Genomic DNA, 15,581 nt, shown 5'->3' with positions numbered 1-15,581 from the left:
GCAATAGGCAAGGGAACAGGAGGTCGCCACAGGGCATGCAGCCTCACCGAGATGTTTGCCCGCGCGCTCCGCAACCGGGGCCGCCAGGTCGGTGTCGAGCACCTCCACGTCCATCTGCCGCGCGTGCTCACGGAACCCACCGGCAGCCGGTCCCGGGCGGCCATCCGGATCACACGGGACTCGCGGGGTTGCCGGCCTCTCCAGGTGTTTCGCCTGTCGCGCGCTCCTCCGTTCCGGCGAATTGTGCGCGCGAGGCGATCCGTTCCGGTCTGAAAGGCGGTTACCGGTGCGGCGCAACCGCGCCCAGGGACACGGCGGACAAGGTATGAGGCAGACAATGAGTGACATGGATCGCAGGAGCCTTCTGCAGCTCACCTCGGCAGCGGCGATCGGCGGCGGGGTGGTCGTGGGGGCCGGCGGGACCGCCCACGGAGCCGGTCGTGCCGCCAGCCCCATCGTCCTCACGGGCAGGCGCACAGGCGCAAACATCCCGGAGGTACTCACGGCTGGAGTCCCCTACTTCGTGCGGTACGACCTGTCGGACGCGCAGGGCCGCAGTGTGGGCACCGAGAACGCGCACTGTCTGCCCGTCGCCGTGGGGCTGGACGGTTCGTTCGTCATGGCGACACTGGTCCTGAGCCTGGACGACGGCCTGATCACGGCTGTCACCGCGTTCCAGCGGCCGCTTCCTGCGGTGACCGAGCCGCTGGCCAACGCCCGGCAGTGGTCCCACGTTTTCGCCGTCACCGGAGGTACCGGAGCCTACGTCGGCGCCGCAGGCTCGATCACGATCGAGCATCCCGCGCGCGACGAAGACGTCCTCACCATCGACCTGACCGGCGCTTCTTCGTAGGCGGACCGGACGAGGTGGGCACGGGCTCAACACGAATGGGCCGGAGCCCCAGCCAATCACCAGGCGTGCCGCACCTCGCGCGAGGGCGATGGGCCACCGTGCTTCGAGAGGACGGTGTCCTGAAGGTGACCGCCGTTCGTGCGGGCAATGCTCACCCCTGGGTTTTGTACTACTCCTCCAGAACAAGGACGCCTCTTCCGTACCGCGTTCCTCGGAGGAGGGCGCGCCCTGTCGATGCGGATGGTGGAGGAGATCGGCGCCCTGGCCCGCGGAGTTCTTCTTCACGCACGAGTCAACTTTCCGACTTGCGCTGTGCAGTTGATGTGCGTGGGAGGCGTTGCCTTCGGCGTCCCGGCCTCGTTGACCGGACGATCGCACGATGTGTGCGACGTGTGCGACGTGTGGCCAGGCCAGAGAGGGGGGCAGCGAACCGACGGACAGTCATCGGGGATCTGCGACGGATGCAGGAGGTCCGCCGCGGGGACGGAAGGGTCTCGTACACGATGCTGGTTCTCATCACCGGTCGAGACCGCCGCTTCGCTCCAGGTCATCCATGAACTGTTCGTGCACTCGAAGCTCGCGCCCCCTACCTGGACTCGTCAGAACGATGGTCTTCGCCTCGCCGAGTGCCGTGGGGCCGGCCCCCAGCAGCTCGCGCGTGATCACCACCGCGTCGAGCACCTCAACCCCAAGCTCACTCAGCAGCCTCTGCACGACATCCATCCCACCAGCACTCGCCAGCAGCGGTCGGCACTCATCCACGAGCGCCTCAAGCCTGGCCGTCCTCTCCGGATGCAACCCTCTGATCACCGTCGCAGCACCTCCTCGCCGCACAGATCCGCGGTCGTCTCCCGGTCATGCCCCGAACGTCCTGAGCACCGTCAATTCTCGTCCACATCTGCGGAGGCCTGGATCACCCACCGCCTCCGAAGAGGCCGACGAAAGCTGCTGCCGAAAGTGAACAAGGCCAGGCCTGGTCACTTCGTCACCGCGACCACAATGTCGAATATGTGTTCTATTCACGCTAGGCTGGTTCTCATGTCCGTTCATCTCCAGGGTTCACTGTTCGATCAGGCCGATCGCCCGCACCTGGGCCGCCTCACCGGGCTGCACAGGACGGTCCTCGGCGACGGGGCCTGGATCGACCTGCTGCCGGGCTGGCTGAGCGGCGCCGACGAGCTCTTCAGCTCGCTGGTCGCGGAGGTGCCCTGGCGGGCCGAGCGGCGGCAGATGTACGACCGGACGGTCGACGTGCCGCGGTTGCTCGCCTTCTACCGAGCCGGGAACACACTGCCGAGCCGCGTCCTGGACGAGGCCCGCGACGCGCTCTCCGCCCACTATCGCGACGAGCTGAGGGAACCCTTCACGACGGCAGGGCTCTGCTACTACCGGGACGGGCGCGACAGCGTCGCCTGGCACGGCGACCTGACCGGACGCGGCTCCCACCAGGACACGATGGTGGCGATCCTCTCCCTGGGTGCACCGCGCGATCTGCTCCTGAGGCCGTGCCGCGGGGGCGACACCGTGCGCAGGCCTCTGGGCCACGGCGACCTGATCGTCATGGGCGGGTCGTGCCAGCGCACGTGGCAGCACGCGATCCCCAAGACAACTCATGCCCGGGGGCCTCGGATCAGTGTCCAGTTCCGTCCCCACGGAGTGCGGTGATGTGAGGGGGAAGGGCCCCGAGGAGGCTCGGCAGGGCCGACGCTCGCAGGCCTCGTGGGCCAGACAGGCCACCCATCCTCGCGTCCGGCCTCCCGCCAATCAGCTCTGCCCCGCCTCTCACAGTCATCGTCGATCCCGACTGGCCCTCCGGCTCGTCTTCGCCCGCGCGGTCATGAACCAGGCGGTCGCGGCCCGCGCCTTGGCCCCGCGCTACGAGCAGCTCAGCAACGCCCTGCGCGAGCTCGCAGCAGGCCGAGCAGCAGGGCTTCGACGGCCTTGCCGACGCCCTCGCCCAGCTCGACCACCTCGATCAGGCCGTCGTATCACCGACGAGCCCCGGGCCGCCGCCTTCGAGGCGGCCGACCGTTCCCCGGACACAGCCCTGGCCTACGAGCACGGGCGGGTCACACCTACGCCGGTAAGGACCGGACCGCCCTGGCCGCCTTGGAGAAGGCCCTCGATCTGCCCGGCGAGCCGGATGCCGATCAGTACCGCACCGGTGAGTGGGCCGTGCACCATCGCTCAGCCACCGAGCAGCCCCTGACGGGGCGCCGAGGTCAGCCGCGGGAGCGCAGGACGCGGCGCATTCGGTCGGCCCGGTCCAGGAGGTTCGTGCGGACGACCGGGACCGTCTGTGCCGCCAGGCTTTCCGCTCGTTCCAGGAAGGTCCGGTCGATACCGAACAGCGGGAAGAGACTCCTGGTGTAGACCGTCGCCGGCATGGTTCCGGTGTTCTGGATGGTTGACACGAGATCGAGGTATGCCGCCGTGTGGGTTGTCAGCAGATCGTCCTGACCGGCGCTCCAGAACAGCGCCGCCACCGAGTGGACCAATGCGAGGGGCACCTCGCGGTCCGTCATCAGCGTCTGCCACACAGCCTTCTTCTCGGCCGCGTCCGGCGTGGCCGCGCGGACCTGGAGCCTGCTGACCCACGCATCGGGGTCCGGGTCCCGCTGGAGCAGGGCCTGTGCCTCGGCTGTGGTCTGCTCTCCGAGCTGGGCCTTGCGGACGAGTGCGCGCCACTGGAGATCGAGGTCGTCCCCGGCCTCGGTCTGGAGCCATGCGACGTCCTCCAGCCCGGTCGCGGTGCGGGCGAAGCCGCGTAGCGCCGCTTTGCGGTGGGCGCTGACCGTGGAAAGGCTGCGGCACGTCGCGGCCACTGCGCGCAGCAACTTCTCCCGCTCCGGCTCGGGGCTCCACAGGTCCGCGGCCTCGACAGCCAGGTTGAGGTAGGGCTCCAGCGCCGAGGCGGACGTCTCGACGGCCAGCACACCGCTCAGACACCGCACGGCTTCAGCGGCTGTGGCCTCGCCGTTCATCAGCATGTCCCAGGCTGTGGTGACGGCGACACCCCGTGCGGTCGGGGAGGGCAGGCGGCCTGCGTTGTCGAAGAACGTGTCTCTGGTCGTGGAGTCAGGTCGCGTCGAGGCGAAGGTGAGGTCCTCGTCGTTGACCAGGTACAGATCGGCTCCTGCCGGCAGGTCCAGCCGGGTCCGTTCGCCCTCCACCTCGACTTCGACGCGTGCCGTCCGCTCCAGGCGGTCCCCGGAACGCGCGTAGGCGCCGACGGCAAGCACATGCGGGCGCGGCAGGCCGGCCGGTCCCTGGGCGACCAGAATGAAACCCTCGCTGTCGTGGTCGAGAGTCAGCCGGTCAGTGCCCGCTGTCTCCAGCCAACCCGTACGCCATGCGTCCATGTCGCGTCCGCTGCTGCCGGCGACCGTATCCATCAGGTCCTGCAGCGTGGTGCTGCCCCAGGCGTGCGCGGCGAAGTAGGCGGCGAGACCTGCGGAGAAGTCTTCCTCGCCGACGTACGTCATCATCTGGCGCAGTACCGAGGCGCCCTTGGGATAGGTGATGGCGTCGAAAGTCGCTTCCGCCTCGGAGACGTCGTTGACCTCCTGGCGGATGGGGTGCGACACCGGGCCCTGGTCCAGGAAATAGGCCTTGAGCTGCTCGTTGGCCAGGTGGGCCGTCCAGGCGTCGGTGTACGAGGTCACACTCTCCGCGGCCCAGTTGCTCGCGAACTCCGCGAACGCCTCGTTCAGCCACAGGTCGTCCCACCACCGCATCGTGACGATGTTGCCGAACCACATGTGCGCGAGTTCGTGCAGCAGATACCGCGAGAAGAGGTCCCACTCCGCCCTGGTCGGCGTGGTCCTGCGAAGGAACCAGTCCATCCAGGTGACACAGCCGAAGTTCTCCATCGCACCGGGGAACCCGGGCGTGAAGACCTGGTCGTACTTGTTCTGGGGAAACGGCATGCCGAACCTGTCGGCGAAGAACTCGAGTCCCTGAGTCGTCAGGGTGAACAGTTCGTCGGCGTCCCGGTCAAGAATCGGCGCCAGCGACCGTCTGGCGAAGAGGCCCAGATCATGACCGGCTCCGCGACGACGCACCTCGTAGTACGGGCCCGCGTTGATCACGGTGTTGTAGGTCGCCAGCGGCGGTGTCGGCGGGAAACTCCAGCGTCGCGTGGAACCGAGGTCCTCGATCTGCGGATCACCGCAGTTGCTCAGTACTCGCCAGCCCGCAGGAGCGGTCACGGTGAACGCCCACGGCGCCTTGAGGTCCGGCTGATCGAAGCAGGCCCACACGTACCGGGCGTAGTCAGGGGTGAAGTCGGTGCAGACGTATGTCTCGCCGTCGGTGGGGTCGACCGTTTTGTGTACGCCCCGGCCATCCGCCAGGCACTCCGTCACTGACACCACTGTCAGGACGTTGCGTTCGGCGAGAGCCGTGAGCGCGATCCGTCCCTCGGCAGCTGACGGCAGCGCCACCCCGTTCAGCGTGGCGCTCTCCACCGCCGCAGCGCAATCGGCGAAGGTGTCGGCCCCCGGCCGGTGGCAGGTGAACGTGATGACGGACTCGCACCGGATCCGCGAGCCGGTCAACAGACCCGAAAGGTCCACGGTGACCTCGTACCGCTCGACCGTCAGCAGGCTCGCGCGCTGTTCGGCCTCGGTTCGGGTCAGACTCCTGCCGCTCACTGCTTTCCTCTCGATGGTTTTCATGCGCCACGCGCACCACGCCGCCCAGCTGCCACCGCAAGGAACCCCGGGCGAGCCGGTGGTTGCACCGCGTCTCCTGACGGCTGACCGGCGCCCTGCTCCAGGACCTTGAAGGCAGAGCATCGGGGCATGCTCTCTTGCTTTCGCAAGGCGGCAGGACGTCCGGTGCTTGATCAGGACCGAATAGTAACCCTGACCTGCAACGACGGGACGTGTCCAGGGTTCTGCCGGCTGCGCCGAAAGAAGCGCTCTCCAGGTGCGGCAGCCTATCCGGGCGTGCCTGCGTGTCCGGATCCAGGGCGGCAGCCGAACGCTGCTCGCGCAGGCTGGGGGCGCTCTGCTGGTCGAGACGGCCCGCAAGGCCGGCCCGGACACCGCGACATCAGCGGCGCCTGCTCCGGGAGGCCGGCGTGCCCTGATGCCTCGCCGCCGCCCGCCGTCCCGGTGGCCACGCGATCGTGCACCGGGCCGTCGCCACAGCAGAAGGCGGTGTGGGCCCGCTACGGGCTCGAATCCGGTGGGCCGGGACGCGACTGGTTACGAGCGAGGAATGTCCGCGCGCCCCGGGGCCAAGGAGCGACCGGGGCCAGGGTCGCGATCCGTTGCGCGGCGCCTCCGGCCGCGGACGAACCACGCCGAAACGCGCATGGGGTCACCAGCCCGATGCCGAACATCGTCACCACCGTTGCCGACGGCAGTTGCGTCCATTATGTTAATGAAGAATCACATACTTCGACACTTCCCGCCGAGCGCAGGCTGTCTTGAACTATCAGGCCCTGAAAGGTAGTTACGACCTCCTCCTCTTCGATGAAGCGAGTAAGTCAAGGGAGAATCTCGCTGGATACCGCAGACTGAAGCCCGATGTGAACCTGCCCCCACGGACGTTCGACGACCTCGCTCCACCCGGCGGCTCACCGCACGCCCGAGGGCCGCGAACAGGTCACCCCTGGACCTCGGTCCCGACCGCCCCTCTCCCCACCCCCCACGAAGCCCGGAGCGCTCAAGGCAGGCCGAACCGCACCGCCGTCACAAACCGCCACACATTCCGGGACAAGACTTCGAGACCGCACACATGCATGACGTGAGCACGTCATTCGAGCATTGGCGCACCCTGACGGGGCCCGCGGCCTTCGACCGGATGTGACAGCTCTCCCGGGAACCCACGATCCGCTCGCCGGTTCAGCGACCGGCACTCAACAAGGAGTTCGAGCACATGGACGGATTGAGCAGGCGCAAGATGTTACTGGCAGGCGGAGCCCTCGGCGCCGCCGGAGCACTGAGCATGGCCACCCCCGCCGGCGCCCGGCCCCCGTGGACCTGGCCGGCGACCGGCTCCGTGGCGGGCGCCGGCGCCGGCCTGGACCCGGGGTGGGTGGGACGACGAGGCCGACCCGGTCCTGGCGGCGGTCATCGACCGCGGCGACGTAGCCAGGGTCAATGCGGCACTGGCGAAGTGGACCCGCAACGACCAGCCCCTCCCCGCGGAACTCCCCACGGATGTACGGGACTTCATGGAGAAGGCCCGCCAGCTTCCGGCCTGGGCGGACCGTACGAAGCTCGACCGCGGCTCCCAGTTCAGCAAGACGAAGGGGATCTACGTCGGGGCGCTGTACGGCCTCGGCAGCGGCCTGATGAGTACCGCCATACCCCGCGAGGCGCGCGCGGTGTACTACTCCAAGGGCGGCGCCGACATGAAGGACCGCATCGCCAAGACCGCGAGGCTCGGCTACGACATCGGAGATCTGGACGCCTACCGGCCGACGGGCTCGATGATCGTGACATGCGTGAAAACGCGGATGGTGCACGCCGCCGTACGGCACCTGCTCCCCCAGTCCCCGGGGTGGACGCAGACGAGCGGCGGTCAGACGATACCGATCAGCCAGGCGGATATCCTCGTCACCTGGCACAGCCTGGCCACATTCGTCATGCAGAGGCTGAAGGACTGGCGGGTGCGCATCAGCTCCGCCGACTCGGACGCCTACCTGCATGTGTGGCAGGTCAGCGCCGCCATGCTCGGTGTGCGGCAGGAGTACATTCCCGCCACTTGGGACGCGGCCAACGCCCAGTCCGCTCAAGTCCTCGACCCCATCCTGGCCGCGAGTGACGAGGGCGTGGCACTGACCGAGGTCCTCCTCGACATCGTGGCCGAGCTCGACCTCGGCCTCACGCGCCCCCTGATCAGCGCCTTCGCCAGGTACACGCTCGGCGACCGGGTCGGAGACATGATCGGGCTGTCCAAGGAACCCGTCCTGAAGCCGCTCATCGCAGCCGCCTGGCCCCTGCTGGTCGCCTTCCGCGAGGGCCTGATCTCCTTTCCCGTCATCCCGTCCGTCGCCTGGGTGCTGGAAGAGGCCATCCGCAAGTTCGTCCTGCTCTTCCTCGGCGAGGCCAAGCCGATCGCCATCAGCATCCCGGACACGAACCGTCCTTCCTGACGGCTACTGCCCGGTGGGCAGCGGCGCGCCCCGGGTCGCAAGGCGCCCGGGGCAGCCGGCCGGTCCCGGCGGCGCCGGACACCAGTCGATGTCCACGACCGCGGCGTCGGCGCCGTCGTTCACCTGCCTCCTTGCGCCGTCGGCCCCATTTCGCGTTCCACCCGTGCGGCCGGGGGGTGCCGGACGTCGCTGTCGCCAGGTCAGCCGGGCGTCGGCGGTGCGAGCAGCACCTCGACGTCGCGGGCACGCAACGCGTCGAGCAGGGACGGGTCCGCCGAGGTGTCGGTGACGAGGGTCCAGCCGGGCTGCCAGGGGGCCCAGGCGTGGAAGGGCGCCGCTCCCAGCTTCGCCGCGTGGGCGAGGACGTAGACCCGGTGCGACCTGCGTGCCATCAGTTCCTTGAGCCTGATCTGCTCCGCGTCGGCCTCGCAGATCCCGTGTGCGGGTGAGACGCCGTCAGTGCCGAGGAACACCGCGTCGAACGTCATCCGTTCCAGCGCCGCTTCGGCGAGCGGGCCGACGAACGCGTGGCTGAGCGGCCGGTAGTGGCCACCCAGGCAGGTGAGGTGCACGCCTTCGGCCCCGCCGAGTTCGTACACCGCGGACAGACTGGGGGTCGCGACGGTGACGCCGTCCGCCACTGCGCGCAGGGTCCGGGCCAGCGCGGCCACCGTGGAGCCGGCGTCGAACAGGACCGTGGAGCCCGGCGGGATGAGGGTCACCGCGAGCGCCGCGATGGCCCGCTTGGCCTCGGCCGCCTCGGCCGTACGCCGCTGCAGGGACGTCTCCGCGGATGCGGTCAGCGCCATGGCTCCGCCGTACGTGCGGGCGAGGCGTCCGTCGGCGGTGAGACGGGCGAGATCGCGGCGGATCGTGGACGGGCTCACCGCGAAGCGCACACTCAGCTCGTCCACCCCCGTCGGGCCGGCGTCCTGCGCCAGCTCCACGATGCTCTCGCGCCTGGCACGGGCTTCCGTACTCGTCATCGGTGCCTTTCGGTGGCAAGGGCGACCGCCTGGCGAAGCGCCTCGACCATGCTGCCGCCCTGGGCGGTGCCGGTTCCGGCGATGTCGAAGGCAGTGCCGTGGTCGACGGAGGTACGGATAACGGGGAGTCCGACGGTGACGTTGACGCCGTTCTCGATGCCGAGGACCTTGACCGGGGCGTGGCCCTGGTCGTGGTACATCGCCACGACCAGATCGTAGTCGCCCCGCGCCGCCAGGAAGAACGCCGTGTCCGCGGGAAGCGGACCTCGGGCGTCGATGCCGTCGGCGCGCAGCGCTTCGAGGGCGGGAGCGATCTTCGCCTCCTCCTCGCCGTTGCCGAAGAGGCCGTTCTCGCCCGCGTGCGGGTTGATGCCGCAGACACCGATGACGGGCTCGGCGGTCCCCGACCGCACCAGCGCCTGGTGACCGCGGCGCACGGTGCGCTCCACCAGCGGCGGATCGATGCGGTTCACCGCGTCGATGAGGCCGAGGTGGGTGGTGACGTGGATGACTTTGAGGTCGGGGGTGGTCAGCATCATCGACACCTCGTCCACGCCCGTCAGCTCTGCGAGCAGTTCGGTGTGTCCGGCGTACTCGTGACCGGCCAGCCGCAGGGCCTCCTTGTTGAGGGGAGCCGTGCAGATGGCGTCGACGTCGCCGCGCACCGCGAGCCGCGCGGCCTCTTCGACGTAGCGGTAGGCGGCCTCGCCCGCCTCCGGGGAGAGCCGGCCCCAGGGCAGACCGGCGGGCAGCAGATCCAGGTCGACGACGTTGACGAGGCCGGGAGTCCAGTCGGCGTCCGTGGGTCCGGTCACCGTGACCACGGTGTCGCCACTGCCGGTGAGGACGGCGGCCTCGCGAAGCCTGCGGGCGTCACCGATGACCAGGGGCCGGCAGCCGTGGACGGTGTCGGGGTGCCCGAGCGCCAACATGACGACCTCGGGGCCCACACCCGCGCCGTCTCCCATCGTGACCGCGACCAGGGGGCGGCGGTCGTCGGCAGGGGTGGCCGTCCGGGGCCGGCCGGGGCTGTGCAAGGGGGCGTTCATCGCGGTCCTCCATCGGATGGGGTGTTCCTGCCTGCGGGCGTTCAGGGCGTCGTTTGGGCGCGGTCCGGGCGGTCACGGTCCGGATACAGCGCCTCGACCATGCGCACCAGGGAGTCCGGGCCGCCGTGGCTTCCCGGACGGATGACGACACGGCGTCCTTGCGGGGTGCGGCAGAGCACCGCGCCGTGGTGCACCTGCACCACGGGCAGCAGTGAGGTGACCGCGAGCGCGTCCAGGAGGGTCCGGGCGGTCTCGCCCCCGGTGAGGACCAGATCGGCGTTCGGCGGCAGCCGGCCGGCGACGGCACGGCACAGGCCGTGCACGAGACGGGGCGCAGCCGAGGGATCGAGTGTGCCGGTGGGGGCGATGCTGAACACGGTGACCGGGCCGGGCAGTCGGACGGACCCGGGGCTCGTGTACGGGGCGCGGCCGACGGAGGCGCGGTGCTCGTGGCCGGGTGCGGCGGGCCGGCCGCTCCGGGGGACGGCGGCCAGGGAAGCGGCGGGAAGGGCGATGTGCTGGGCACCACGCGCGGACAGCTGCGCGATCTGCGCAGCCGCGCCGCTGTGTGCGGTGCCGACGACGACCGCGACCGGACGGGGGGACTGGGGTGCCGGCCGGCCGGGGCCGGTGATCCGTCCCTCGGGGCGGGTGCGCTGCGACCCGGCGGCGGACCGCCGTCCCAGGGCGGCGACGATACCGCCGGCGCCTACGGTCCGTACGGTGCGCGGCAGGCTGAGCAGGGCTCCTGCGAGGGCGTCCAGGTCGGCGTCCGTCTCCGCGTCGCACACCACGGCCCTGCCGGCGGCGAGAGCGGAGCGCAGCCGGTGTTCCAGGCTCCGTGCTCCGGCCCGTATCCCGTCCAGGCGTACGGCGGCGGTGCGGGCAGCGCCGAGTGCCTCGGCCACCGACCGGGGCGGCGGTCCGGGTTCCGCCCGCCAGGCGTCCGTGCGGTGCAGGGGGACTCCGTGCAGCCGTACGACCCCGTCGCGGACGGTCCGGCCGACAGCGGGCAGTGCGGGGATCACCAGGAGACCTTCCGCCCCTTCCCCGAACGCCCGGGTCTCCGGGGCGAAATGGCCCCGCAGCAGCGAGTCGGCCTTCTTCAGCAGCCGCCCGCCGGCCGGTTCGTGGCGCTGTACCGCGCGGGCCACGAGCAGCGCCGCCCCGGCGGCGCTGCTCCGCCGCGAGTCGAGGTCGATGACCCGGGTCCGTCCGGGGGAACCCGGGGCTGCCGGGTCGAGATCGATCACGCGGCAGCGGGGCAGCAGGGCCGCGCACTCCGCAGCCCCGGACAGGTCGTCCGCGAGCACCACGAGCGACGAGCCCGCTTCGTCGAACCCTTCGAACGGCACGGGCGGCACGAGCGGCCTCCTTCTCTCTTCCGTCGCGCGCGGTTCCCCCGCCCGCGGGCTGGGCCGAGCAGCCGCCGGGGCCACGCGCGATACAGCCTGCCGCAGCCCCACGGTGGTCCCGGCCTTCGCGGCCAGCATGGCAGTCATGCGCATTTCGCGCGAGACCCTTGCGTGAAGTGCGCAGGACTGCCACCGTCGATCGCACGCCCAGCGGCCCGGAGTTCCGGGCAGGCTCGGCGACACCGCCGCCTTCGTGGAAGGAATCCCCCATGGCCACCGGCCGCGACATCCGTCTCCCGGGCGTAGCCGTTCCGTTGTCCCCTCTGGTGCTCGGCACCATGACGTTCGGCGACACCGTCGACCGGGCGGGCGCCGCCGACCTGCTCGACCTGGCGCTCGACGCGGGCATCACGGGGGTGGACACGGCGAACGTCTACGCCGGCGGAGAGACGGAGCGCATTCTCGCGGGGCTGCTGCCGTCACGACGCGACCGGATGGTGCTGGCCACCAAGGCCGGCATCCCGCACCCCGACCAGGAAGGCCATGCCCCCCTGTCGCGTGCGGGACTGCGGGCCGCGCTGGAGGGCAGCCTGAAGCGGCTCGGTACGGAGTACGTCGACCTCTTCTATCTGCACCAGCCCGACCACGCGACACCGGCGGCCGAAACGATGGAGGCGGTGGCGGAGTTGGCGTCCGAAGGCCGCATCCGGGCACTGGGGGTCTCCAACTTCCCTGCCTGGCGGGTGGCCGAACTCATGCGGCTCGCCGACGAGATGGACGCGCCGCGGCCCGTGGTGGCCCAGCAGCTGCACAATCTGCTGGCCCGCCGCATCGAGGAGGAGTTCATCGAGTACGCCGCGCACCCCAGCGCGGGCGGAATCCGCCTGATGGCCTTCAACGCCCTGGCGGGCGGTCTGCTGACCGGGCGTTACTCCGGGCGGGAGAAGCCCGGGGCGGGCCGGTTCACCACCTCCCGGCTCGCCGGTGCCTACCACGACCGCTACTGGAACGACGAGCTGCTCGCGGCCGTGGCCCGGCTGACGGACGTGGCCGAGCAGGCCGGGATCCCGCTCGCCGCCCTGGCGCTGCGCTGGCTGCTGCACCGGGACTCCACCCACGCGGTCCTGATCGGCTCGTCCGACACCGTCCAGCTACGCGGCAACCTGGAGGCTGCCGCGTCGGGCCCGTTGCCCAGCGACGTCACCGAAGCCTGTGAACGGGCGAGCAACGGCCTGCGCGGCCCCATGCCTCCCTACCACCGCTGAGGGCCGGCGCTGAGGGCCGGCCCGCCCGACGACGCCGCTCGGACGCTCCCGCCGCAACCGGCCCCGCCCTGCGACGGAGTGGGCGCCGGTCGAGGCGGATCCACTCGGAGTCCGGTCCGGCCGCCGCCCCCTTGCTGGAACCCCGGCCGCACTCCCCCGCAACCGCCGGTCGGCGGCACCGCCGCAGGGATCGCGCAACGATGCCGCCGGCGCCGTCGCCGGGGATCACGAAAGGGTGGCGCCGGCCCCGGCGCGGGAATCACCGGGCGGTGCCGCCCCCTGGTCCGGCAGACCGCAGCCGCAGTCCTCGTCGCTGCCCGCGACGAACGGGTGGCCCGTCGCCGTCACCGTCCGGCCGTCGGCGACGTGCGGGACTTCGAACACATGGCGTCCCGCGCCCCGGGCCAGTGGCGCCGCGCCGCCCGGGAGATGGATGTCGGCCCGCGTTCCGGGCGGCACCAGGACCTCCACGACCAGCGTCGCCCCCTCGATGCGCCAGCCGGCCTCGGCCACTCCGTAGGGCGTGAGGTGGACGGCGCGTGCACGGGTCAGCGTGCCACCGGGCGTGGGTGCCACCCTGATGCGGCGCCAGCCGGGCTCGGCGGCGGCGAGACCTGCCACGGTGCGGTGGAGCCAGTCGGCCACCGAGCCGAGCGCGTAGTGGTTGAAGGACGTCATCTGCCCCGGGTTGACACTGCCGTCGGGCAGCATCGAGTCCCAGCGCTCCCAGATCGTGGTCGCTCCCATGGTGACGGGGTAGAGCCAGGACGGGCAGTGCCGCTCGGCGATCATGCGGTGGGCGAGCGGGGCGTGGCCGGCCAGGCAGAGCGCCTCGCAGACGAGCGGAGTTCCGGCGAAGCCGGTGGCGATACGGAACCCGGCCCGGCACACGAGCTGCGCGAGACGTTCCCCGGCGCGCCGCCGCTGTGCCTCCCCGGGCAACAGACCGAAGCACAGTGCCAGCGCGTAGGCGGTCTGGGAGTCGGATGCGAGACGTCCGGCCGGAGTGACGAACTCGTCGGCGAACGCGCCACGAAGACGGATGGCCAGGGCGCGATGGCGGGCGGCGTCGTCCTTCTCGTCCAGCAGCTCCCCGATGGCGGCCAGCAGGTCCGTGGAATGGACGAGGTGGGCCAGTGCGACGAGCCCGGCATCCGTGCGGGCGGCGGCGGGGTCGTCGGGCGGCGCCCCCGGGTCCAGCCAGTCGCCGAGCTGGTCCGGGTCCCGCCACAGCCCGCCGTCCTGGGCCCCGTGGCCGGACGCGCACGCGATCCATGCGGTCATGGACGGGTACTGGGTGCGCAGGAGTTCCAGATCACCGGTCTCCCGGTACAGCTCCCACGGGACCAGGACGGCGGCGTCTCCCCACAGGGCATGCGGCTGTCCGCCCATCGGCGGGTCGAGAATGTCGGGGACCACCAGGGGCACCGAACCGTCGGGGCGGGCCAGCTGTTCGGCTGCGAGGTCGCGCAGCCAGCCGGACAGCATGCCGGTGCAGCCGTACAGAAAGGCTGCGGTGGGTGCGAACACGGCGATGTCTCCGGTCCAGCCCATCCGTTCGTCGCGCTGCGGGCAGTCGGTGGGGAGGTCGACGAAGTTGCCGAGCAGTGAGTGGACGACGTTCTCGTGGAAGCGGTTCAGCATCGCGTCCGAACTGTCGAACCATCCGGTGCGCTCCAGGTCGGTGTGGAGGACGACGGCCTCGACCGCGGCCGCCTCGAAGGGGCCGGGCCAGCCGTCGAACTGCGCGTAGCGGAACCCGTGGAAGGTGAAGCGGGGCTCCCAGGTCTCGGGCTCCCCCGTGCCGCGCAGCACATAGGTGTCGGTGGCAGCGGCCCCGCGCAGGGGACGCACGGCGAGTTCGCCGTGTTCGAGGACTTCGGCGTGGCGCACGGTGACGGTGTGTCCGGCGGGTCCTGTGACGCGTATCCGGAGCCGTCCCACGAGGTTCTGGCCGAAGTCGGCCACGGTACGGCCGGAGGGCGTGGTGAGTACCTCGCGAACGGGGACCGTGCGGGTGCGGCGGACCGGTGGGCCGGTGGGTGCGGTGATCCGGGCGGTGGGCGGCGGGAGTTCGCGCACCGGGGACCAGTCACGGGTGTCGTGGCCCGGCCGGGACCAGCCGTCCCGCTCCAGTCGGGCGTCGTAGTGTTCGCCGTCGTACAGCTCGGAGCGCAGCACGGGGCCGGTGGCCGCGTGCCAGGCGGAGTCGGTGGCGACGGTCCGGACGGTGCCGTCGGTGTGGTGCAGCTCGAGCTGGGCGAGGAAGGCGCGCCGCCTCCCGTAGTGGTGGCGGCTGCCGCCGTCCCAGCCGAGGCGTCCGGTGTACCAGCCCTCGCCGAGGAGGGCGCCGATCGTGTTGGGGCCGGGCCGCAGCAGGGCGGTGACGTCGTGGGTGCGGTGGCGCAACCGGTGGTGGTAGGAGGACCAGCCGGGTTCGAGTACCTCGTCGCCGACGCGGACTCCGTTGATCTCGCTCTCGTAGACGCCCAGGCCACTGGTGTAGAGGCGGGCGGAGGCGATGTCCGCGTCGATGCGGAACTCCCGGCGGAGCAGGGCCACCGGCAGTGCGTCCTCGTCGTCGCCGGTGTCGGGGGTGACGAACGAGGCGCTCCAGTCGGCGGGGGCCAGCAGCCCGGTCTCGACGTGGGCGGGCTCGGACCAGGGGCTGGGCGTGTCGTCGGCGCCGCCCCACACGCGTACCCGGACGGTGGCGCGATCGCGCGAGGCGAGCGGAGGGCCGGGCCAGGGCACCAGCACGGACTCGGCACCGGGGGTGCGCCCGGTGTCGGTGAGTACCGCACCGTCGGCTCCGGTGATCCGTACGTGGTGGGCGCGCTGCGTCCAGTCGGGTTCGTCCGTCAGGGTCCGCCAGCTCAGGCGCGGGACGGGTTCGCCGATGCCGAGTGCGTGGCGGTGGTGTTCGAAGGCGGGGGCGGTCACCGTCGTCGGGTACTGCACG

General features: G+C 71.1%; 9 protein-coding genes and 1 pseudogene. 4 read left to right on the top strand and 6 right to left on the bottom strand.

Going from position 1 to position 15,581, the window contains the following annotated elements; genetic code table 11:
- Window positions 1-337: 337 nt before the first annotated feature.
- A complete protein-coding gene (locus tag ACIQMX_RS13475; RefSeq protein ID WP_363072555.1) occupies window positions 338-853 on the top strand; it encodes a hypothetical protein in 516 nt (171 codons plus the stop codon).
- 516 nt (window positions 854-1,369) lie between these two features.
- On the opposite strand, the gene ACIQMX_RS13470 is transcribed toward ACIQMX_RS13475, so the two are convergent.
- Window positions 1,370-1,663, bottom strand: coding sequence for a hypothetical protein (locus ACIQMX_RS13470; RefSeq protein ID WP_363072553.1), 294 nt, complete (start codon window positions 1,661-1,663; stop codon window positions 1,370-1,372).
- Window positions 1,664-1,891: 228 nt separating this feature from the next.
- Between ACIQMX_RS13470 and ACIQMX_RS13465 the strand changes: the two genes are divergently transcribed.
- Window positions 1,892-2,518 (top strand): alpha-ketoglutarate-dependent dioxygenase AlkB, encoded by a 627-nt coding sequence (locus tag ACIQMX_RS13465; protein ID WP_363072551.1) that lies wholly within the window; start codon window positions 1,892-1,894, stop codon window positions 2,516-2,518.
- Between the two features lie 557 nt (window positions 2,519-3,075).
- Here the strand turns inward: ACIQMX_RS13465 and pepN are convergent.
- The gene (gene pepN, locus ACIQMX_RS13460; protein WP_402477449.1) at window positions 3,076-5,508 is read right to left on the bottom strand and encodes an aminopeptidase N; all 2,433 of its coding nucleotides are present in this window, start codon (window positions 5,506-5,508) and stop codon (window positions 3,076-3,078) included.
- A gap of 1,234 nt (window positions 5,509-6,742) precedes the next feature.
- Here pepN and ACIQMX_RS13455 point away from each other — a divergent pair.
- A pseudogene (locus tag ACIQMX_RS13455) lies at window positions 6,743-7,964 on the top strand (oxygenase MpaB family protein).
- A 200-nt stretch (window positions 7,965-8,164) separates the two neighbouring features.
- On the opposite strand, the gene ACIQMX_RS13450 reads toward ACIQMX_RS13455, so the two are convergent.
- Genes ACIQMX_RS13450 through ACIQMX_RS13440 form a run of 3 tightly spaced genes read right to left on the bottom strand, consistent with a single transcriptional unit; the run spans window position 8,165 to window position 11,363 of the window.
- The gene (locus tag ACIQMX_RS13450) at window positions 8,165-8,950 is read right to left on the bottom strand and encodes a DeoR/GlpR family DNA-binding transcription regulator (RefSeq protein WP_363072545.1); all 786 of its coding nucleotides are present in this window, start codon (window positions 8,948-8,950) and stop codon (window positions 8,165-8,167) included.
- The gene (gene pdxA / locus ACIQMX_RS13445) at window positions 8,947-9,999 is read right to left on the bottom strand and encodes a 4-hydroxythreonine-4-phosphate dehydrogenase PdxA (RefSeq protein ID WP_402477446.1); all 1,053 of its coding nucleotides are present in this window, start codon (window positions 9,997-9,999) and stop codon (window positions 8,947-8,949) included. Before pdxA ends, ACIQMX_RS13450 begins: the two co-directional genes overlap by 4 nt.
- 41 nt (window positions 10,000-10,040) lie before the next feature.
- Window positions 10,041-11,363, bottom strand: coding sequence for a four-carbon acid sugar kinase family protein (locus ACIQMX_RS13440; RefSeq protein ID WP_402477444.1), 1,323 nt, complete (start codon window positions 11,361-11,363; stop codon window positions 10,041-10,043).
- A gap of 260 nt (window positions 11,364-11,623) precedes the next feature.
- Here ACIQMX_RS13440 and ACIQMX_RS13435 point away from each other — a divergent pair, with 260 nt between their 5' ends.
- Entirely contained in the window at window positions 11,624-12,619 is a 996-nt protein-coding gene (locus tag ACIQMX_RS13435; RefSeq protein ID WP_402477441.1) for an aldo/keto reductase, read from the top strand.
- A gap of 225 nt (window positions 12,620-12,844) precedes the next feature.
- On the opposite strand, the gene ACIQMX_RS13430 is transcribed toward ACIQMX_RS13435, so the two are convergent.
- A complete protein-coding gene (locus ACIQMX_RS13430; RefSeq protein ID WP_402477438.1) occupies window positions 12,845-15,580 on the bottom strand; it encodes a family 78 glycoside hydrolase catalytic domain in 2,736 nt (911 codons plus the stop codon).
- Between the last annotated feature and the right edge of the window lies 1 nt (window position 15,581).

This window comes from Streptomyces sp. NPDC091416 (genome assembly GCF_044756845.1).
In the GTDB taxonomy this organism is placed as follows: Bacteria; Actinomycetota; Actinomycetes; order Streptomycetales; family Streptomycetaceae; genus Streptomyces.
Note: the sequence above shows the minus strand (reverse complement) of the source record. Positions and strands in the feature narration are given on the sequence as shown.

What these genes read in the sequence shown, in the direction of transcription:
- ACIQMX_RS13435 (WP_402477441.1), top strand. Translation starts at nt 11,624, where the DNA reads ATGGCCACCGGCCGCGACATCCGTCTCCCGGGCGTAGCCGTTCCGTTG.
- pdxA (WP_402477446.1), bottom strand. Translation starts at nt 9,999, where the DNA reads ATGAACGCCCCCTTGCACAGCCCCGGCCGGCCCCGGACGGCCACCCCT.
- ACIQMX_RS13465 (WP_363072551.1), top strand. Translation starts at nt 1,892, where the DNA reads ATGTCCGTTCATCTCCAGGGTTCACTGTTCGATCAGGCCGATCGCCCG.
- ACIQMX_RS13450 (WP_363072545.1), bottom strand. Translation starts at nt 8,950, where the DNA reads ATGACGAGTACGGAAGCCCGTGCCAGGCGCGAGAGCATCGTGGAGCTG.
- ACIQMX_RS13475 (WP_363072555.1), top strand. Translation starts at nt 338, where the DNA reads ATGAGTGACATGGATCGCAGGAGCCTTCTGCAGCTCACCTCGGCAGCG.